The sequence below is a fragment of the Paenibacillus sp. TAF43_2 genome (assembly GCF_052113545.1).
Classification (GTDB): domain Bacteria; phylum Bacillota; class Bacilli; order Paenibacillales; family Paenibacillaceae; genus Pristimantibacillus.
The window spans coordinates 1-20811 of record NZ_JBFRDK010000065.1 but is presented as its reverse complement, the minus strand read 5'-3'; the positions used below and the strand labels follow the sequence as shown (position 1 = coordinate 20811).

15 protein-coding genes and 1 pseudogene are annotated in these 20811 nt (G+C 45.0%); 9 read left to right on the top strand and 7 right to left on the bottom strand.

The genetic code is table 11. The annotated features are described in order from the left end of the window. Positions 1-84: 84 nt before the first annotated feature. Together AB4Z17_RS15760 and AB4Z17_RS15755 are read right to left on the bottom strand one after the other, a co-directional pair. Positions 85-744 (bottom strand): GNAT family N-acetyltransferase, encoded by a 660-nt coding sequence (locus tag AB4Z17_RS15760; RefSeq protein WP_441960753.1) that lies wholly within the window; start codon positions 742-744, stop codon positions 85-87. Between the two features lie 251 nt (positions 745-995). Continuing rightward, on the bottom strand, positions 996-1580 hold the full coding sequence (locus AB4Z17_RS15755) for a GNAT family N-acetyltransferase (protein ID WP_441960752.1): 585 nt from the start codon (positions 1578-1580) through the stop codon (positions 996-998). Between the two features lie 175 nt (positions 1581-1755). On the opposite strand from AB4Z17_RS15755, the gene pdxR reads away from it, so the two are divergent. Together pdxR and AB4Z17_RS15745 are read left to right on the top strand one after the other, a co-directional pair. After that, positions 1756-3261 carry a MocR-like pyridoxine biosynthesis transcription factor PdxR gene (pdxR, locus tag AB4Z17_RS15750; protein WP_441960750.1) on the top strand — a complete coding sequence of 502 codons (1506 nt, stop codon included), beginning with the start codon at positions 1756-1758 and terminating at the stop codon, positions 3259-3261. A gap of 208 nt (positions 3262-3469) precedes the next feature. Next, a complete protein-coding gene (locus tag AB4Z17_RS15745) occupies positions 3470-4816 on the top strand; it encodes a VWA domain-containing protein (RefSeq protein WP_441960748.1) in 1347 nt (448 codons plus the stop codon). Between the two features lie 52 nt (positions 4817-4868). Here AB4Z17_RS15745 and AB4Z17_RS15740 read toward each other — a convergent pair whose 3' ends face one another. The 4 genes from AB4Z17_RS15740 to AB4Z17_RS15725 form a co-directional block, all read right to left on the bottom strand. Continuing rightward, the gene (locus tag AB4Z17_RS15740; RefSeq protein WP_441960746.1) at positions 4869-6014 is read right to left on the bottom strand and encodes a low temperature requirement protein A; all 1146 of its coding nucleotides are present in this window, start codon (positions 6012-6014) and stop codon (positions 4869-4871) included. A gap of 166 nt (positions 6015-6180) precedes the next feature. Next, the gene (locus tag AB4Z17_RS15735; protein ID WP_441911832.1) at positions 6181-6642 is read right to left on the bottom strand and encodes a GNAT family N-acetyltransferase; all 462 of its coding nucleotides are present in this window, start codon (positions 6640-6642) and stop codon (positions 6181-6183) included. Positions 6643-6772: 130 nt separating this feature from the next. Then, positions 6773-8902 carry a GMC family oxidoreductase gene (locus AB4Z17_RS15730; RefSeq protein WP_441960745.1) on the bottom strand — a complete coding sequence of 710 codons (2130 nt, stop codon included), beginning with the start codon at positions 8900-8902 and terminating at the stop codon, positions 6773-6775. 421 nt (positions 8903-9323) lie between these two features. Next, positions 9324-11918: a GH116 family glycosyl-hydrolase gene (locus AB4Z17_RS15725; RefSeq protein WP_441960744.1), complete on the bottom strand. Its 2595-nt coding sequence runs from the start codon at positions 11916-11918 to the stop codon at positions 9324-9326. 143 nt (positions 11919-12061) lie between these two features. Here AB4Z17_RS15725 and AB4Z17_RS15720 point away from each other — a divergent pair, with 143 nt between their 5' ends. Further along, a complete protein-coding gene (locus AB4Z17_RS15720; protein WP_441960743.1) occupies positions 12062-12937 on the top strand; it encodes an AraC family transcriptional regulator in 876 nt (291 codons plus the stop codon). A 5-nt stretch (positions 12938-12942) separates the two neighbouring features. Here the strand turns inward: AB4Z17_RS15720 and AB4Z17_RS15715 are convergent, their stop codons facing one another. Then, positions 12943-14163, bottom strand: coding sequence for a hypothetical protein (locus AB4Z17_RS15715; RefSeq protein ID WP_441911840.1), 1221 nt, complete (start codon positions 14161-14163; stop codon positions 12943-12945). A gap of 237 nt (positions 14164-14400) precedes the next feature. Between AB4Z17_RS15715 and AB4Z17_RS15710 the strand changes: the two genes are divergently transcribed. The 6 genes and pseudogenes from AB4Z17_RS15710 to AB4Z17_RS15685 form a co-directional block, all read left to right on the top strand. Next, positions 14401-15357 (top strand): ABC transporter permease, encoded by a 957-nt coding sequence (locus AB4Z17_RS15710; protein ID WP_076270575.1) that lies wholly within the window; start codon positions 14401-14403, stop codon positions 15355-15357. Positions 15358-15369: 12 nt separating this feature from the next. After that, positions 15370-16299, top strand: a complete 930-nt coding sequence (locus AB4Z17_RS15705; protein WP_441911841.1) for a carbohydrate ABC transporter permease — start codon at positions 15370-15372, stop codon at positions 16297-16299. 87 nt (positions 16300-16386) lie between these two features. Continuing rightward, on the top strand, positions 16387-17880 hold the full coding sequence (locus AB4Z17_RS15700; protein WP_441960741.1) for an ABC transporter substrate-binding protein: 1494 nt from the start codon (positions 16387-16389) through the stop codon (positions 17878-17880). A 136-nt stretch (positions 17881-18016) separates the two neighbouring features. After that, on the top strand, positions 18017-19780 hold the full coding sequence (locus AB4Z17_RS15695; RefSeq protein ID WP_441960739.1) for a sensor histidine kinase: 1764 nt from the start codon (positions 18017-18019) through the stop codon (positions 19778-19780). Continuing rightward, entirely contained in the window at positions 19773-20516 is a 744-nt protein-coding gene (locus AB4Z17_RS15690; protein ID WP_441960738.1) for a response regulator transcription factor, read from the top strand. Before AB4Z17_RS15695 ends, AB4Z17_RS15690 begins: the two co-directional genes overlap by 8 nt. Positions 20517-20545: 29 nt before the next feature. Further along, a pseudogene (locus tag AB4Z17_RS15685) lies at positions 20546-20811 on the top strand (ABC transporter substrate-binding protein); the annotation flags it as partial.

Genomic DNA, 20811 nt, shown 5'->3' with positions numbered 1-20811 from the left:
TTATGCTAAATTGATCGTTTGGGAGCTCGTTTTTAAGCTTATTATTTGTTCAGTTCATTTTCACATGCGACATTTGCTAAAATATCAACGACGATTTGGGCCTCTTTGAAGACGTTCTTGAAGATTGGCTCGCACCGCTGGCCATTCCTCGGCAAGTATCGAATAATAAGCTGTATCTCTAATACCCCCATCGCTTGCAGGGACATGTACCCTTCGAATACCTTCAAAAGCAGCACCAAGCCGTAATATCGCTGAACGAGAACGTAAATTGCGAGCATCTGTTTTGAGCGAAACTCTAGTCGCCTTCCACGTTTCAAACGCATGGGTAAGCAGAAGAAGCTTAGACTCTGTATTAACTCCTGAACGAATAACYGAGGCTGCATACCAAGTGCTGCCGATTTCGGCCACGGTTGGCGGTTTCTCATCCGAAGGCGATGGTCCGCTCGCAACGCCTGGAGGCCATGGAGGCGGCCATGAGAAAACCTCTAAATCCAGAAATCTTGTGGTTCCAACAATACGCCCTGTTTCAATATGACGGACCACAAACGGCACTGCACGGCCTTTCTCGTAGGACATTAATGCACCCTTTATGTATCGTTCGGTATCCACCCGCCCATTGGGCACATTGGTATACATATAAAGTGACCGATCTTCCGAAGCGGCGGAGCAGAGAGCATCGACGTGGTCCATTGTCATTGGTTCCAGATGGACTAGATCCCCTCGAAGGGTGACTGGCATGAACATGGAATCACAACCTTTATAAATTAATTATTTGTGGTTTGAAATTCAACCTATGAAATTTCTTTAAATATATAAGGAATGCAATCGCGCTGCCTCGGCGAAAGGTTTGAGCGCTTGAAGAACGATCATGTTTTCTACCGTCATGTTCATTGTCCAAGGTCTCTGTATCCTCCATGCTCGTGATGTATACCGACTCGAGGTGAGCTGCCAAGAAATGATTCATTATCTACAAATGAAAGGGTCTAACTCCATTCTTATTTAGAGAGATAAGACTCCAGCCTTGCCTTAACCGACGGCCATTCCTGATTCGTAATGCTGTACATTACTGTATCGCGAATATAGCCGTCACTTAACACGCGATGGTTGCGCAGCACCCCTTCTCGAATGCCACCGATGCGCTCAATAGCTGCCTGTGACCTCGTATTACGAAGATCCGCTTTAAGCTGTACTCTGATCATGTTGTGATTGTCGAATGCTTCGCGCAGCAGCAAATATTTGCATTCGGTATTCACCCTTGTCCGCCAAACGCTGGGGTTCATCCAAGTGTAGCCGATTTCCAAACCGCGATGCTCTGCTGAAATATCGAAAAATCGGGTACTCCCAACGATTTTATTCTGCACCTGATCCCATATAACAAAAGGAATGCAGGTTCCCGCTGCCTCTTCTTTTTTGGCTTGCCCAATATACTGCTCGGCATCAGCTAACGAAGAAATCCCTTTCAAAGACACCCCCCAAATCGGTGTGTCCTTTGCCGCTTCCAGCAGCATGCCAGCATGATGCTCCTCCAACAAGGTCAGCTTTGCGCGCGTTCCTTGCAATGTTTTTTTTTCTGTATTCATTACCRTGACCTCCGATTTTATATAAGAATAGTATCTCTGTTATGGTATGGATTCCGTATTGCTTGTTTACTTGAAATGTGAGATTGTTGTCATTATATGATGCATATCGGATTAGTAATAGATCCATTTTCGATAAATTTCATTAGACCACTTTAGAAACGGCAGGTAAGCAAACATGACTATTTATTTAGCTTTAGAGCCGTATAAGGAACGTTACACCACCAAATATGAGATGTTGTACCATGCGYTGCGGGATGCTTTGATGGAAGGCAAGCTTGTCCATGGGGATAAACTTCCTTCAAGCCGGGAACTAGCGAGGATGTATGGATTTTCACGCGGTACAGTTTCGAATGTACTTGAAGCACTCGCAGCTGAAGGGTATGTGGCTCCCTTGACCGGCAGCGGAACATACGTTAGTTATCAGACAACGAACCTTTCTTTGCTCCCTTTTGCCAAGAGAGAAATACAATTGTCTGAATGGGGTGAGCGGATTGCAGGCATGGCAGTTCATGTCAGGGAAACAGATACCCACATTGATGGGACGGATAGCCATCAGACATTAGTAAATGATGGTYCAGAACATTCAAAATGTTCCGAGAAAATATCCTTTCAACTGGGAATAACCGACATGAGCTCGTTTTCGAAGGAAGACTGGAATCGGTGCCTGTATGATGAAACAAGGAAAATGACAGAAAAAGCTAATATCGATGCACACAAGCCGCTTGGTGTGGAAACTTTGCGCGAAGCCATCGCTAAGCATCTTCAGCGCTATCGGGGTATTGTTGCTAATTCGGAGCAAATTGCGATCGTAAACGGATCGATGCAAGCAATTGCCTTGTTGACACAGCTTTTAGCAGGCTCTGGCGATGCCGTCGTAGCCGAAAGCCCCGGTTATTATGGGATTCGGAAAGCTGTGCTTGCTTCAGGAGCAATGTTGATTGAAGGTGAAGTTGACGATCAAGGACTAGTTCCTAAGCCGTGGCATGCCAGGCTGCTTTTTGTTACACCGAATCGCCAATACCCAACGGGGGCAGTGTTGAACATGGAGCGAAGGCAGCAGCTGCTCCAATGGGCAGCTGATCAGAGTGCATTTATCGTCGAGGATGAATATGACAGTGAATTCCGCCACCGAGGCAAACCGATTGAGACGCTCAAAAGTTTGGAAACTTCAGCTGATCTCGTCATATACACAGGAACATTTTCCAAAACGATGATGACGGATATAAGGCTTGGTTTTGTTGTTCTGCCGAGAGTTTTAGTCATGCCCTTTGCTAGAGCAAAGGCGTTATATGAGCCGCATCCAAGCGCTATTCTTGAGCAGCGGGCACTCGCCTCGTTCATGAACAGCGGGCTGTATGAACGGCATCTGAGACGAATGAAGCGAATATACAGCCACAAATTCACTCTTTTGCGCGACGCGTTGAAACGATTGACCATTCCGATTCGCTGGGTTGAGGGAGATGCAGGTTTGCATATTTTCGGTTGGTGGACAGGAGCACAAGAGGATTATGATGCTTTTGAGAAGGCTTGCAGGGAAGCAGGCGTCGAGTGGGCGAAAGATCGAACGAACCGTAATCGGATTGGCATAAGCCTCGGCTTTTCCCACCTCACTGACGATGATTTGACAGTCGGGATTGAAAGAATGAGTGAAGTTTGGAAGCTCGTAGAATCAACATCTTAAATTCCAACAGCCAAACACATTCTCACCGGACACCAAACCAAGCTAAGCAGATTGATTGTTAAACATGGATAATCTATTAAATCACACCTATCTATTAAAATAGTTCTCTATTCAATCCTATGATATAATTCAACCATTACAGTGTAAGGTTTCCATAATATGCAGGTTATCCCTCACATTCTCAGTACGAGACAAGGAGAGTGAACGTATGAGTACTTCTACGATTAAATTAATAACAGGCGCTAATGCTCCACTTGGCGAGGCGGCCAYGGTGAAGGTTTCCATTTCCTGCAAGCATTCGCCAGCAGATCTCGATGTCAGCTGCTTTATGGTAGGCTCTGACGGTAAAGTTTCATCCGATGATTATTTCGTATTTTATAACCAGCCTGCCGATCCCGGGCGCATCGTGCAATTCACTCCACAAGACAAATGGAATAGTGAATTTATCATTAATCTTACTGCCCTCCAATCATCGAAGGTTCAAAAATGCGTATTTGCAATCACCCTTGATGGACCGGGAACGTTCGCAGATGTAAAGGGATGCCAAATCACTGCCGAAACCTCGGTGAACAAAATTGTATATGAAATAACAGAAGGAAATGCTGAAACCTCGCTAGTGCTCGCCGAGCTGTACCTGCATTCAAGCGGCTTTAAGCTTCGTGCAGTTGGCAAAGGTTTCCACGGTGGTTTGAAACCGCTCGCGGAAGCTCATGGCGTAAACGTTGCTGAGGAAGCAGATACAAGCAGTCCCCCATCCCCAGCAGCTCCGACGATTCAAGCCGATCAGGCACGCTCAAAAGCTGTATCCGAAATCAAAGCTGCACGCTCAGGCGCAGCGAGTTCCTCGGCAAGTGCTGCGCCATCTAAAATTAATTTGAACAAAATTGATTTGTTGAAGCAAAAAGTGGCCATATCGCTTCGCAAAAAAAATATCGATCAGCAAAAAGCACGCGTAGCTGTTATATTCGACGCCTCCGGCTCCATGTATGCTCTCTACGAAAAAGGCGTCGTGCAGCGAGCATTTGAGCGGGTACTTGCAGTTGCCGCCAGTATGGATGACGATGGCATGATGGATGTCTGGTTCTTTGCCTCGAAAAGTCAACGAATGAAGAGCGTAAACGAAAATGAATACGAAAATTACGTTAAAAATACATATCCGGCCCCTCGCCTATTTGGCGGCCTCGGCGCTGGTAATAATGAGCCTCTCGTTATGGCCGATATAATCAAGAAGTATACGCAAGAAGAGCCTTCTAAAATGCCAACCTACATTGTCTTCTTCAGCGATGGCGGCATCTATGAAACGAAAAAAATTTCGAAGCTGCTTATTGATAGCTCTGGTCAAAATATATTTTGGCAATTTGTCGGCCTCGGTAATGCCGACTTCGGCGTGCTGCGCAAGCTCGATGATTTGAGGGGACGAGTACTCGATAACGCCGATTTTTTTGCGCTGGATGATTTGGACCAAGTTAGTGACGAGGATCTGTATGATCGACTATTCAATGAATACCCGCAGTGGCTGAAAGACGCTCGGGCCAAAGGTATCATCAGCCCGTAGCAAGCAGCAGACAAGTTGATAGTCATGAGTACCGTTCAGCAATGATCCGTGCTCATGGCTTTTTCATGTTTTGCGTTGTTAATTTTGCATATACAACAAAAAACACCATTACTTCTCCAATGATTATATAATTTGGGAGTACAAAAAATAAATCCATTGTAAAAAAAGTGATCAGCAGCCCTAAGAAAAGTGCTAAATGTGATATGCCCAATCTTTGATGTTCATGTCTATACTTATGGAAAACTAATGAGGTTGAAAAAAAGTAGAGCAACACAGATCCAAACATATAACCTAACATAAATAAATAATCTAATTGTTTCAAAAATAACAACTGAATCGAAGCTGCGATCATACACATTGATAAATAAATGAATAAATGTCCATAAATAATCGTTTGTCCTGCAGTCTCTATTGATTTGTTTACTTTCTTCTCGACGTTATCAAAATATTGCCACCACATAGCGATGATTAACACAAAAGTAATTAACGCAAATAAGATAGATTGCCACGTCCAGTTGCTGGACTGCAATACAGCTAGTATGCTGATTACGGATTCGCCAAGCAGAATAAGGGTAAACAGTGAGAAGCGTTCTAATAAATGATGAGTATTTACCGGGCTTTTCACTAAATATTTTCGACCGATTAAAGGCAGCAATATGTCTACAGCTATTCCCGCATACAAAACGGCATATCTTATCCACGAGTCAAAAAATAATGATGATGCAGATATGACCAAACCAATCCAAAAGYGACTCCCTAAATACTGAGCAGTGATTTTTTTATGTGCTTCTTCTTTCTTATGTACCGCTAAATATTGAATAGCCGTCATAGCTCTTAAACCAATATAGCCTATTAAAAATGAAACATAATATTGATCAAAATCAACCGATAAGCTGGCGGTCATGATTAATACAAAAAATAATTGTAAAATCAGAAATATTCTGTGAGACAAGACATCTTGTCCGAAGCGATTTACAAAAAGCGACTGCCCCACCCAAGCCCACCAGATTGGAACAAAGATTAGTACAAATTTCCCCAAGTATTCTACTGGAATGGTGCCATTCTCGACATGCAGCAGCACATGAGCTGCTTTTGAAACTGCCGCTACAAAAAGCAAATCATAAAACAATTCCAACCAGGTAACCTTCTTTTCAGCAGATCCTTCTTTCTGTTGTAATCCTAATACTTGCTTAATCATGGTTAGTGCTCCTTTTCTTTGGGGTGCTGAACCCCCGCTATCCATCTTTTTGAGTACAAACCTATCTTAGCGGATGTGGACGAATACGAATAGAGAAATCTGAATATTTTCTGATCGAGCAAAAAAAGAAGAGCAGGCTATCGCAGCTCCTGCTCTTATTATAGAATTAAAAATGCTTTTCCATCGCTTCTTCGCAGCGAAAGAAACCATTTTTGGAGTAAAATTGCACACTATTGCTGCTCGGCCAAACCAAAAGGAACTCGACTTTATTTTCTTTTGACCAATGCTCCATGGCCAATTGAATGTCGCTGCCGATTCCTTGATTTCTAAATGCTGGTCGCGTATATACGTTGGTCACGTATCCATAATAAGGGTCAGGGGATTTACCGGGTCTCGGTACTTTATGAATGAGTTGAAGATACATATGTGACACTATGCTTCCTGAATCTTCTGCTACCCAAATATACCATTCTCCGCTTTTCATTGCTTTAACTAAGAATTCATAACAAGTCTGATGGAACTCCTCGTAGTTTAGTGTACTATCGCTGTTCTCCTCTTCCGAGAACTCCCAGCGCATTAGAACAAGCTCATCGATATCTTCCAGGGTAGCAAGGCGTATAATGGACATAATTACCTCCCTTTTTTGAACTGCACAGATGCAGTTCTTCCACTACGCTTCTCTAATAGCAAGATGACCATCCGAGGGTTTAGCGAGTTTTTTATGATTCGTTTTTTTACTATGCTTCTATAATTTTTCGCTACCCTTGTTTCACGAGGTTTTCTGCGGTACGGAAAGCTAAAGCCATGATCGTCAACACCGGATTAACACCGCCATTGGTCACGTGCACAGATCCGTCGCTCACCCATAGATTGTCGTATCCATGTATACGACCTAAGGGATCAGTGACGGAAGTAGAAGGGTCATTGCCCATGCGAAGTGTACCTGCCTGATGTTGTCCGGCGCTAAGCCCGCCACCTGCCCGAGTTTGCCAAACTTTACTTGCTCCAGCAGCCCAGAGCCACTTCTCTGCTTGCTCTCCCAGCATGGCTGAAGCTCGCAGCGACTCAGGATGGACGCTGCCCGAGAGCTGAGCAACAGGTATGCCAAAGCGATCCTTTACCGTATTCGATAGCCGCACCCTTGACTCCGCGCTCGGAATCTCTTGGATCGGCCCCTGAATTTGGCTGGTGCGCAAGAAGCTCTGCCGCATGGTTTCCTTGCCTGCGCTCCCCCATCGCGCCGCATTCGGGGCAAGCGCTCGATACCAGTGAATAAGCGGCAACCGAGTGAACTCGTTGGCAAGCAGCCCTCCCCCGATAATGCCCTCGTTGCTATGGTCAAAGCGGAAAGTAGCAATGCTTACTCCCGGACCAAGACCGTCTTGAATCGGTTCATCAAAGAGGCCGTAAGCACCAGAGTAGACATGGCCTTGAAGGTTTCTTCCTACTTGTCCGCTCCGATTGCCTATTCCATCCGGTTCTGATTCCGTTGCCGAGTTGAGTAGGAGGCGTGCGCTTTCGATAGCTCCGGCGGCAACTACAACATGCCCCGCACGTATTATCCGTCGCTGGATTGACCCCTCCAATTGCTGCACGATACGAACCCCGGTAGCATGTTTTCCACCCTCGGTTTCAATGCGCTCCACCGTAGTATCACAGATCAGGTCGCAGTTACCTGTTGCGAGTGCCCTCACTAACATCGTATTATGCCCGCCATTCTTGCTATTGGTCGGGCAGGCAAATCCAACACACTGTCCGCACCGGCCGCAAGCTGGCCGACCGTCCCTATCAACGGAGTTGATGAGCAGCGGCACCGGACCTGCTTCCCATCCCAACTTTTCTGCTGCTTTAGCGAGACGTTCTGCCTCCAGCGTACGTGACAGCGCTGGCATTGGATAATCCTGTCGTCGCTTCCCGCGTCCAGAATGGGCATTCCCATCACCAGAGACGCCAACTTCCCACTCTGCCCGCATGTAATACGGTTCAAGTTCTTCATAGCTAATCGGCCAATCGCTGAGCGAGCTCCCATCTGGTATTCCATAGCGACTCGCCATGCGGAAGTCATCTGGATGAAATCGCCATGCCTGCGCCCCGTAAACTCTTGTCCCTCCACCCAGCGTCATTGCATTATTGTGATAGTCCCCATCAATAGGCGACGTAATCCGTTCATCTCCGCCCGCCAATAGAATCGTACGAGGGCTGCCTTCCAATCCTGGTCCTGTGTTATGACCATATTTGCTAAAGCGATGGTTGCGCAAATGATCACTGCCTACCTGACTGTAACGAAGCCAGCTTCCACGCTCAATAACGAGAACTTGAAGCCCTGATTCAGCTAATACAGCCGCTGCTACCGAGCCGCCAGCTCCAGCACCTATGATGACCACATCATATTGGTCGCGAAGCTGATCGAGGTTTTTTTGCGGTAAATCTATTTCTGGCGCTGTGTCAACGCTTTCGGGGACAGTCCCCGGACGAAACCCGATCATTTCCCATGCTCTGCCTTCACTATTCCCGCCAAGCTCCGGGCTTCCATAGTATCCTTCAACGACCAGACACAATAAAGTGTCAAAGAAATGTTTGGATGAAACAGGCCAGCCGCCAAAAGAATCATGCTCGGCGTCGCGCAACAATCGATCCTTCTCATGAGTCGACAGTTCCGAAAAAGGTTCGTTATGGAGAGCTAATGCCTCTGCTTCCAATGCACGAAGACCTGGTTCTATCAGATCCGTCCAGACAGCGGTATCCTGGGCAGCAATACGTTTCAGGTATGCTATAACTCCTCCATCGGTTGCCGACGGCCATGCATCTCCTGGAATCAGTTGATCTGCAACCGCTTCCAAAATTAAAAGAAGCTCGCTCGAAATATACTCTTGATCGTCAATCCTCATCGAACCTCCACCACCCATTGGCTTTTAACAGCAGCGTCTTGACTCATCCTCATGCACGCTCCTCCTTTATTTGCACAACGATACCTTAACAGCTTGCTTCACGCAGTCCCCAAGTTCTTATTAAATATAGCTTCATTTCCATATTATACTTTTCACTGAGTTGTTCAAGTGTTTTTCATTCTTTGTTCATTCAAAAATAGTAAACAACTATTCCTAATGATTAAATATAATATAAAACAAAAAACCACCGTTTTGGAAAACTGTGGTTTTAGGCTTAAGTTCGCAAATGCCCATAAACTAGAGCTTTTCTGGATGTTAAGCGCATATGAAGCATTCGTACAAATGCCGCTTTGGCCGAAATAGTTAACTTAATTAGGTAGGATACGTTCTGTCAGACTGGTTAAAGCTAAACTTCTTGCCTCTAAACATGCTTAATTACAAGCATGTTTTCCTCATCAATGATAATCGGCGGTTCAAAATGAATCCTATCTTCTACGATGATATAAGCCAAGCTAGCATCGCCTAATTCGATTTGTTTAATCGTTTCGATTCTATTTTCAGGTAATCCAATCGATTTCAAGACCAGCTTGCCGCCCAGTAATTGCAACTGCGTCTGTGTCTCGCTTTGCTCGTAGACGCCCCAGCCCATGTCAAGCGACCATAACGTACGAAACTTATCGACATCCGACTGAACAGGTTTGAATCCGATCTTGCCTTCAACCATGTCATATTCGAAGCCGCTGAAGGCTTGCAGCAAGGAGTAACTTGCCATAGATCTGGCGTAGTTGCTGCCGCATTCGATCTCGTTCCATGGATTGCGTTTCTCGCCGTCGTAACGGTCACGGATCGCTTGAACGATGGAAATTCCCTCATCGACAAAACCCTCTTGAATCATGTGCGAAGCCGCCTGGTATTCGAAACCTGTCATCGTCTCCGAGTTATAAGTGAGCGGAATCGCCGGCTTATCATGGCCTTCTGGCCAAGTGCAGATCACGAGTCCGCCCTCGTCGTTTAGAGAGTACAAGCGCCAAGTATTCGCTTCCCGCCTCATGCTGGATTTGAAATTATACCGATACAACGACTTCAAAGCTGTACGCATCTGTTCCTTATCGAAAATTTCGCCCAAACCGCATAAATTAGCGTGCCATTGTGCAATGACTTGGTCAATGACGCAGCCTTCTCCAATCTGGTATTTGATTTCCCCTCGTTCATTGTTCCAATACGTGCTGACCGTTTCTGTGTCGAATTTATCGAGCAGCGATTTATCCGATAAATCGACTTGTTGCACGTAGTACTCGCCATTGAACAGATGCTCATCGATCCATCGCTTTCCCGATCGAAACAGGCTGTCAAATTCGTCCGCAGTTTCACTCTCACCCAAGAATGCCGCCATCTCCGCTCCCGCTTTAAGAGCCGCTAAGTAAAATCCACTCAGCCAAGAATTCGGTCCGTATAGCTCCATGTCAAGAGTGTGATGCTGCCTGCCGGACAATACGCCCGTTTTATCCGGGTCCCATTTGTCCTCGTTAGTATCGGCCCAAGCATACGTAATGCTTTGCTTGATTTCTGGCCAGACGGACGTAAGCCACTCTGTATTGCCCGATATTTTCCAATCTCGATAAGCTTTAATAACGCCGCCGAATTGACCATCCGCGCAAGCACGGGAATCCATCCGCTCGCGTCCAAGCGGGAGCATTAACCGGAATGACATTCTGCCGTCGTCACGTTTGTTGTATTTAAAATCTAAATCCCGCATGCTGCGCTCTAAGCGTGGGAATAGGAAGGGAAGTGCATAAGCATAATTCCATACATGCGTACAGGAACCTTCGCAACAGCCAGTATCTTCGATGCTGCCTTCGAATCCATAGAAGGAACCGTCGGTTAGACGAAGTGTTGTTGCCGTTTTGACCACGGATAAATTCGCGGACACCGCATCCTTGATGACATCGGGCACCGTGGATGAGAACAACGCATCTTTGAACCTTACGGTCTCACTATAAAGACGATCCCAATGGTCAAAAGCATACTTCGCGCATGCGCTGGAATCCTCAAACAGCGTCGCATAATAATTTTTCCAGCTGTTAGAGCCTAGCGGATTGGGATTCCAATAGTTCTCCACGTTTGGAAAGCTCCAGCTGATCGTGAATCGAATCTTTTTCTTCTCTCCGGGCTTCAGCTCAATATGAGCGGCAAGTGATGCCGTGTCTTTGCGAACCAAAGGCGGCTCAGTCACGGGATACTGCCGATTTTGCAAATGTCCTTGCTGCGTGAAATCATGCCAGAACATCTCGAGATTGTCGCACCAGCCGCCGCGATACCAGAATTCTTGGTAGCTGACATCTGGTGCATCAGTTGACAGAGTGATATCGCCGAACTGAGCGTGCGCATCGTCATGCTGGTCAGAGCTTAGCTTAATCATGTGTATGCATTCGCCTTCGTTGCCTTCAATCATGCTGTATCGGTGATTTACCTTTTCCGTCGGAATGGGGTTGCCAGCCGAGAGGCATAACGTGTACGCCATCGTTTCATGATTTGTATTTTCAACTTCCCACTCAAAAAAAGCCGCGGGAAGACTAGAGTCATCCTCTTGGAGCGGTATGAACGGATTAAAGGCCACTAATTCGACTCGCCCGGGGAAATCGTTTTCCGCGAATGACATGCCTGCCAACGGGAATTCGCCCCTGAATTCGACCTCTCGAAAATGCGGCATACCCGCCATCGTCTGGCTTTCAGGTCCGAATCCGTATCCGCTATGGAGCGGAGCACCGCGAAGATGCTCGCCGACATAAGGCGCTTGCAAATCGCCGTTCAACACCCGCGCATCCAGCACTTTTCCCTCCCGCTCCGCCTTTATGGCGAAGTGGCTAAAACCGTTGAAACTCTTCTTGTTCGGACGGTTGAATATTTCCCAGTCCACCAACCGGCCATTGCCTGCAAGACCGATGCTTCCGCTGCCGATTCCTCCAAGCGGAAAACTTATTTCCCTCATTTCAGTACCCTTATACGCCTTTTTCATGCTTATTACCTCCCTTAAGATCATGGTATACTTGAACAACAATCTACCTTCATCTTAATGGAATATAAGCAATATTCCTGTATATATAAGATCTATTTTTTATGTATAAAACGATTATTTTATAATGAAAGAGGCAGATTACGATGAAATTAGAGGACTACGTCATCGCTCCCTATGTTCGCGAATCAGATTATGCGATCCGTCCGCCCTTTTTCCTTGGCGAGCGCAATTTGCTGGATTATATCATTTTTTACGTGCAGGAGGGTTCGTTCGAAATCGAGGTCAACGGTAACGTTCATCTCTTGAATGCAGGAGATCTTTGTTTGCTTCAGCCCGGAGACGTACATACAATCAAAGGCATTACCGATACGATCAATCCTTACGTGCATCTGGATTTCTTTTATAATTCAGAGAAGGATAAGAGCTTTATCACGCGACCAGGACAATTGGACATGTCCCCCTACTCCACTTACTCACAACCTAGATTGCATGAATGCGAATCCTTACTCATTCCATTTAAACTTGAAACTCCGCACTCCGTTAAGCTGCGTGACCTCGTCTTCAAGATCATCGAATGCTGGCAGTCACAAACCTATCTAGGCATTATGGAAGCCAATCAGCTGGCTTATGAATTTCTGACCGTTATTTTCAAAAGTTATATGAAGCCACAAGCTGCCTCGTCATCTCGTCGTCCTTTCTTGAACTGGATTACTTCCTATTTAGCGTTTCGCATCTCAGAACCTATCAATGTTAGCGATATGGCCAAAAGAGCAGACCTTTCTCCCTCTCGATTCACAGTGCTATTCAAGAAACAATTCAATATGACACCTTATCAATACTTACTGAACTTGCGTATCCAGCATGCTCAGGAGCTGTTGAAGGAAGGCATGTCCCTCCAGCAGACGAGTGAATATTGCGGTTTCACTGATGTTCATCACTTATCCAAAACTTTCAAGTCCATAACTGGAGTCAATCCCGGTTATTTCAAAAGGAACTATGATCAGGAACGACGTCACTAACTACATTAGCCGCCCGTCTCATTTATAAAAATCGATTCTTTGTCCGGTTTTACACCAATAAATACTGGCAAGCTTTTAACCAGCTGGCCTTCCCCAATCTCTCTCGGCAAAAATGCGATGAATAGATCGGATTTGCCCACCCTTTTTCCTGTAAACGAAAGCTGAAACGAATAGCCATTTTGATTAAAACTATCCATCCACTTACGCATGAGGCCTAGCTTGGCAGCAGTCTCTGGATTCATCATCTGTATATACGCATCAGGAAAGGACATTTCTGGATATTCATAGCGGTATCCCTTAATTTGCGATAGTTGATCCATTCCCGACTGTTTTACTTCGAACTCATACGGCTGCGGGTCAATGTTCCATTCAGGCCGGGTGTGGGAATGGTTCGACGTACAAATCAGAATCCCCGCTCCTAGTTCAATCAGCCGCTCTTCGAGAGCAGGCCCCCAAAGCAGCACATCAAGACCAGTAAAGGCTTGCCCTTGATTGATTAGTCCGTATTGAACCTTTGACAAAATGCCAGCATCTCCTGCTGCGAAGGAGTTCCAGCTCGAGAATGCCAGTTTGGGTGCATTGATTTCTTCAAAATGATCTGTGAAGCGGATCTTGCTGCGCAAATGAATTACTTTCGTTTCTTGCTTAAAATCCGAATCCGTTTCATAACCCCGCATTGCCGCATCAGCTGGAATATCCAGCAGCTCCGCCGCCAGCGCCAGCGCTTCTTCAGCGAAGACCATTTCTTTCTCCCAAATCGCCTTTAGTTCGGCAGGGTTCACACCTGTAGCACAAACCTCAGCCCATTTTGAAGGCAGACCGTTCCGTTTTCGGGGACGACTCCCCCCGAACATCTCATTGAATAGATTCAAGTCATTGATTATCGTATCGGCCATCCTGCCATTCCGGTACAGACGCATGAAGAACAGGTCGCTATCATGTACGAGGGAACCAATAGCAGGGACACCAGCAGATGCCGAGATGGAAGTGCCCAGCGCGTCCAGCGCATCCATGTCCTGTTCATCAAGTCTTTGGTCGTAGACGGAAATCCATCGGTCAGAGGAAATCTGCAAAATAAGGGAGCGGTCAGCCGATTCAGCGGAGTCTGTTTCCTCATATTCGTCCCCTACTAGCCTATTTCTTACGGCAAGCACCAGTTCTTCGAGCAACTTTGCGCTATCTTGCACACCGGTGAAAACCTGGATGTTTGAAAGAAATGTACCCATTATCCACACTCCTGACTTAACTTTTCAAGCCCATTCACGTAATTATCCATTTATTTTAACACATATTGGAATTAAACCTTGAGTCCATTCTTAAAGTTCTGTAAAACAGAATGATCGAATCTAACGTTTGTTGACTATAGTATCAAGTTTGTTATCTAGAAGCATCAAATCCTCCTATTATACAATGAGCTTAACAAGTGCAACACATCCGAGAAGACACCGAAAGGAGTAAAAGGCATGAAATCGACAGTTGAACTTCAAGATAAAAGAAAGCGCTTACGAATTCGTTGGCACAAGCAGGATACGGAACTCACCCTCTTGGCATTGCCTACAACGATATGGTACATCCTGTTTTGCTTCTTACCTATGTTCGGGATCATAATTGCCTTCAAAAACTTCAAAATTAGCGGCGGGTTTTTGAGCAATGTATTTAATAGTCCTTGGGTAGGCTTCAAAAACTTTGAGTTCTTATTCAAGTCAAATGACGCTTGGATCATTATTCGAAACACTATTGGATACAACATTATTTTTATCGTTCTTGGTATTGTGTTGCCCGTTCTCTTCGCTATTATGATCGGGCTGCTCCACAGCCGCAAAGCAAGCAAAGTCTATCAAACGATGATGTTCCTCCCTTATTTCTTATCTTGGGTTGTCGTATCTGCTGTAGGCTGGGCGTTCCTAAGCTTTGATAAAGGGATTCTTAATCAATTGCTCGTCAACATGGGCGGCGATCCTGTTAACTGGTACATGGAGCCGGCTTACTGGCCGTACATTCTAATTCTCTTAAATGTATGGAAAGGCTTAGGTTATGGCATGGTCATTTATTTGGCAACCATCACAAGCCTTGACAGTACTTACTATGAGGCAGCTGTAATTGATGGCGCTTCCATTTGGCAGCAAACACGTTTTATTACATTGCCAATGCTCAAACTCGTTATCGTCATGCTGTTCATTCTATCAGTTGGACGTATCTTCTACACCGATTTCGGCTTGTTCTTTCAGGTCACGCGAGATTCCAATTCATTGTTTAACGTGTCTACCACCATCGATGTCATGGTGTATAAACAACTGAAATCCGCCACCTTAGGGATGGCAGCTGCTGCCGCATTCGTACAGTCCGTTCTGGGTTGTGCAACTATTCTAATCGCTAATTGGATTGTTCGCAAAATCGATCCAGATAGCGCGATGATGTAAGGAGGTAAGACCATGTCAACGAGAAGGACTTACGAAACAGGCCTTGAGAAATTCAACCGTACAAGCAACGCTGTAAACCTATTTTTCAACCTGATCTTTATCGTATTGGCGCTGATCTGCGTCATACCCGTAATTGTAGTGCTATCCATTTCACTTTCCAGTGAGGACTCCATACGTGAGACAGGATATCATATATTGCCGGTTGCATTATCAGGCGAAGCATACGCTTATGTGATCAAGCAAGGAACGATGATTTTGCGGGCGCTCGGCGTATCCGCTCTTGTTACGGTGGTTGGTACTGTGCTCGGTATATTTCTTACCACCTCCATGGGTTATGTTCTTTCTCGCCCAAACTACAAACTGAAGGGCTTTCTAACTTGGGTCGTTTTCATTCCTATGATATTCAATGGCGGTCTGGTTTCCAGCTACTTCATTAATACTAATCTATTAGGACTAAAAGACAGCGTCTGGGCACTTATTCTGCCACTTGCCGTCTCTTCATTTAACGTTATCATTTGTAAAACCTTCTTTAAAAGCACGATTCCCGACGGGTTGATTGAATCCGCTGAAATTGATGGTGCGAGCCAGCTGCGAATCTTTTTCTCCATCATTCTGCCGATTTCCTTGCCTGTCATTGCAACCATTGGACTATTTCTCTGCTTCTCTTATTGGAATGACTGGTTTCAATCGATGTTATACATCAACAACCAGAACCTATATTCTTTGCAGGCACTGCTTAACAGCTTGATGAGCAATGTCGATGCGCTTGCCAAAAACGCTGCAAGTATGGGTGTTAGCTATGCCGTGCTCGTCGCAACGATGCCGAAGGAATCTGCCCGCATGGCTGTAGCGATTATCATTGTTCTGCCTGTAGCCTTCGCCTATCCGTTCTTCCAGAAATATTTCATTTCCGGGTTAACGATTGGCGCAGTTAAAGGATAATCAACGAAATAAACCAAGCCTGCTTGGTTTATGATAGATCACTGTACAATGTTTACGGTGACACAACTTCAATAAGGGGGAAATGAAATGAAGAAATCTTGGAAGTTCATCTCTACGCTTTGTATTCTCACACTACTGGTGAGTGGGTTAGCAGCCTGCTCCGGCTCGAACTCACCTGCTGCAACAAATGCTCCGTCAAAGACAGATGCGCCAAAGGACGGCGAAACACCAAGCAAAGATATTCCGACGCTCATCTGGTGGACGATCGGCGGCCAAGTGCCTAATAACTTCGGCAAAGCGATTGATGCTATGAATGAATATACAGCGGAGAAGATTGGTGTGAAAATTGACATCAAAGTAGCCAGCTGGGGTGAATGGGATACCAAAATCAACACAATTGTAAATACTGGCGAACCCTTCGACATTATGTTCACAAACAGCGGTAAATACAGCAAGCAAGTGGCTATGGGAGCTTTTGCAGATATCACTGATTTAGTTCAAAGTGATGCGCCTGACTTATACAAATTGATTCCTGAAAAGGTTTGGGATGGCACAAAAATTGGCGGCAAATATTATTCTGTTCCTACTTATAAGGATTCGGCACTAACGCAATATTGGGTGTACGATGATAAATACGTGCAAAAGTACAATATTGATATCAACAACATCAAAACCCTGCAGGATCTTGATCAACCTCTTCACAACATCAAGTCCGGCGAAGGCAAAAGCTTCTACCCATTGCCGATGACGCAAGGTGAAGGCTTGAATGGTTTCTTTAACAATTATGATGATTTAACGCTAGGCTTCACTCCAGTTGGCGTAAAAGCTGATGATGCATCACGCACGGTTGTTTCTGTTCTTGAGCAGCCTGATGTTATGGCCGATCTGAAGCTCCTGCATAAATGGTACCAAGATGGCATCATCAACCCAGATGCTCCGACTAAAACAGAGAATGAAAAAGGCAGACCTTTCTTTGCAGCTCAGGCATTTCCAGGTGCAGAAGTAAGCTGGCAAATCAATGATGCTGTTGAAAAATATGATATGGTTCAACACTTTGGCCCTATTTATACAACAAGCACGATCCAAGGCTCCTTGAATGCGATTTCTGCGAATTCGAAATATAAGAAAGAAGCATTGAAGTACCTCGAATTAGTCAATACAGATCCAAAACTACGCAATATGCTTGCATTCGGCGAGCTAGACGTAGATTACAAAAATGTGGATGGCGAAAAGGTTATCGAGCGTACTTCTGATACTTGGCCGCTGGCTGCATACTCCCAAGGTACATTCTTTAATCTAGCAGTTACCAAAGGTGCTCCTGAGGATCAATGGGATCAAGTTAAAAAGCTGAATGACGCAGCGACATCCTCCACTGTACTAGGTTTCGCACTGGACATCAGCAATCTTCAGACTGAAGTGGCAAATTGCCAATCCGTATGGGACAAATACAAATATGAACTCATTACAGGCGCATCCGATCCGGAGAAAATGATTCCGAAAATTACTGCTGAATTAAAGTCTGCTGGTATGGACACGATTATGAAAGCGGCTCAAGAGCAAATTAATAACTACTTCAAGTAAGTTAAATAAGCATCCCCTATTGAGTCACTCTGTATGGGATGCTTATTTCTTGCTATCTATGAAGCTTCGCTTAATCATGATAAAGTGGTATGGAAACCACTTGCTTTAAGGCGAGCTGCTGCAATTGAGGTGCCATATGAGCTCTTTTTTACAAATCAAAATTTATCGTTACAAGTTTATTGCCTATGTCGTCTTTGTCGTAACTATCGGACTCGCCCTTGGCATTCTGACCTGCGTCATGCTGCTGAATCAGTGGGTTGGTGATGCTCGTTTAGAGGCTGCAAATGCGTTCGCAGGTGTAGAGAATGAGCTGCAGTACGATGCTGACCGAATTGAGGCTTACATGCAGCGTATATACTCCAATCATAGTCTAATGGAAGATGCTCGCAGCTTTTTGAACAGCAGCGTTGAAGGCTATTTAACCAATAGCCTGCAAAACAGCCAATTCTTACAGCCGTTGGTATCCTTCCCAGAGGATATTAAAACCTACCTGTACAGCTGGGCGCAGGGTGAAATTACGCAGGTTAGTCTGCATACCAACCAGTATAGCAATGTTGTACGCTTTAATGAGAACGGAATTGCAAGCTWCATATTCGGTCTTCCAAATACAGACGAAGCTTTTCACGATACGATTCAAAAAGGCTTCGTATATCGCAAGAAACTATCGGATACATCACTGGGCTCTAAGGAATTAGGGGAGCTGCGCTTCTTGGTTAGCAGCGATCAAGTCTTTAAATCTATACAAAATTATCGTTTGGGAAAAGCTGCTGCAGTCAGTACCTCTGGTGAGGTCTACCTTATCGGCAGCGGCCAGGATCAGAAATTAGAGGAATTATCGCGTCTCGCAGCGGCGAATGGACGCAGTCATGGCGTTATTTCGCAGGGCTTGTTCAAGCATATATTTTATATTACCTTTCCATCCACCAAGTTCAATTTCAAGTTCGTTAGCATCGTTGATTTATCCATGCTGATTAAGCAGCATGCCAGGATGCTGCTTACCATCTTTCTGATCGTAATAACGACCATGATAAGTGTACTACTGCTCATTGTGTATAATATGCGGGATGATTTCCGCTTCCTGCACCGCATTATTCAATCGATTGGTCGCGTAAAATCTGCTAATTTCACACCTAATCGCCCTGCCCGTTATCGTCGAAATGAATACGGCATGATTGCAAGGGAACTAGATGATATGATTGAGAAGTTAGATAAGCATATCCGCAATGAATATTTACTTAAACTAAAGCAGCAAGAAACTGAGATGAAAGCGCTTCAAAATCAAATCAATCCTCATTTCCTTTATAATACGTTAGAGGTCATCCGCTCCACTGCTTTGGTTAATCAGGACAGAGATACCGCTGATGCCATTGCTACCTTAGGGGCGCTCTATCGCGAAATCGTCAAGAAGGAAAATATTATTTCGATTGCAAGTGAGCTGGAATTGCTGCAAAAGTACTTGGAAATTATGGAGTTTAAATATCCAGAACGTTTTTTTTATCAAGTCAATGTAGATCCTGCGCTACTCTCGATCCCTACCRTGAAATTTTGGATGCAGCCTTTGGCTGAAAACTTTTTCATCCACGGCTTTAGCGCTAGCAATGAGTTTAACCTGTATATCGTTAATGGCTGGGAAGCTGAAGATTATTATGTATTGGAATTTGTGGATAATGGTCGTGGTATTGGCGCGGAGCGTTTAAATGCAGTGCGAAGCACACTGTCCAACCAGGATGATACTTCTTCCGAGAGTATCGGTTTACGCAACGTCTACACGAGGCTTCACTTCTTTTATGGGAAAAGCTTTTATATAGAGATTGGAAATAATGAGGAAGCTGGAGTTAAGATTTCTGTACGGATTCCAAAAGAGGTGATTGAACATGTACAAACTGCTGATAATGGATGACGAACCACAGATTTTGGAGGGGATGAAGCGAATCCTCGACTGGAAACAATACGGATTCAGTCGAATAGATACGTGCGAATCTACGGAAGCAGCCATGTCCAAGGTTGTAGACCTGCTGCCTGATGTCGCTATTTTTGATGTCTGTGTTGGCAAGGATCTTGGTTATGAAACGATTCATAGACTTAATGAGCTCCAAATCCCTACCAAATATGTGATTATGAGCGGCTATAGTGAATTCAAGTATGCCCAAGAAGCCATTCGCTGTGGTGTTAAAGACTATCTGCTCAAGCCATTAGATCGTACAAAGCTGCAGCAAGTAATTGAGAAAATTATTGTCGAGGATCTCCATGGTACGATAGGCAATGCTAGCTGCGAGAGCCTGAACAAGGACCCGGTACTCGGTGTAAGTTATGACAGCTTATCCAAGCTGGTTAACCGCATTTTGCTCATGATCAAGACGGAGTATGCTCAGAATATTACTTTAAAATCAGTGGCAGAACGTTTCCAGATGAACAGTACCTATCTCGGACAATTATTTCTTAAAGAATCCGAAATGAAATTTTCAGAATATCTAATGGCTTACCGTATGCTGCTCGCACAAGAACGAATTCAATCGACAGATGAGAAGATTTCTTCTATCGCGCTTTCCGTCGGCTACAACAATCTCAATTATTTCTATACACATTTTCAAAGCTTTTTCGGAAAGTCTCCCTCTGATCTGCGGGGAAAAGGTTAACAACGAACTCGGCAGAAAGGCGGATATCGATGCAAAAGCGCTCTAGATACAGATATATCTTCATTACATTCAGTGTTATACTGCTGCTCACAGCGTATACAACCGGTTGCTCTCGGCAAGATAGCAAAAACAACAATGATAAATATCATGGGGACACGGTAAATCTGATCTATTACACAATCGGAGAGCCTGACAAAGATCTGAAGCTCGTAAATGGTAAAATTAATGAAATTATGGCTCGTAAAATTGGCGTGACCATCACCTATATTAAGGTTGGTTGGCAGGAGTATGAGGA

Excerpts from the sequence above, each read along its gene's own strand:
- AB4Z17_RS15710 (WP_076270575.1), top strand. The coding sequence starts at position 14,401 with ATGAAATCGACAGTTGAACTTCAAGATAAAAGAAAGCGCTTACGAATT.
- AB4Z17_RS15690 (WP_441960738.1), top strand. The coding sequence starts at position 19,773 with ATGGATGACGAACCACAGATTTTGGAGGGGATGAAGCGAATCCTCGAC.
- AB4Z17_RS15715 (WP_441911840.1), bottom strand. The coding sequence starts at position 14,163 with ATGGGTACATTTCTTTCAAACATCCAGGTTTTCACCGGTGTGCAAGAT.
- AB4Z17_RS15705 (WP_441911841.1), top strand. The coding sequence starts at position 15,370 with ATGTCAACGAGAAGGACTTACGAAACAGGCCTTGAGAAATTCAACCGT.
- AB4Z17_RS15725 (WP_441960744.1), bottom strand. The coding sequence starts at position 11,918 with ATGAAAAAGGCGTATAAGGGTACTGAAATGAGGGAAATAAGTTTTCCG.
- AB4Z17_RS15730 (WP_441960745.1), bottom strand. The coding sequence starts at position 8,902 with ATGAGGATTGACGATCAAGAGTATATTTCGAGCGAGCTTCTTTTAATT.
- AB4Z17_RS15720 (WP_441960743.1), top strand. The coding sequence starts at position 12,062 with ATGAAATTAGAGGACTACGTCATCGCTCCCTATGTTCGCGAATCAGAT.
- AB4Z17_RS15700 (WP_441960741.1), top strand. The coding sequence starts at position 16,387 with ATGAAGAAATCTTGGAAGTTCATCTCTACGCTTTGTATTCTCACACTA.
- AB4Z17_RS15735 (WP_441911832.1), bottom strand. The coding sequence starts at position 6,642 with ATGTCCATTATACGCCTTGCTACCCTGGAAGATATCGATGAGCTTGTT.
- AB4Z17_RS15755 (WP_441960752.1), bottom strand. The coding sequence starts at position 1,580 with ATGAATACAGAAAAAAAAACATTGCAAGGAACGCGCGCAAAGCTGACC.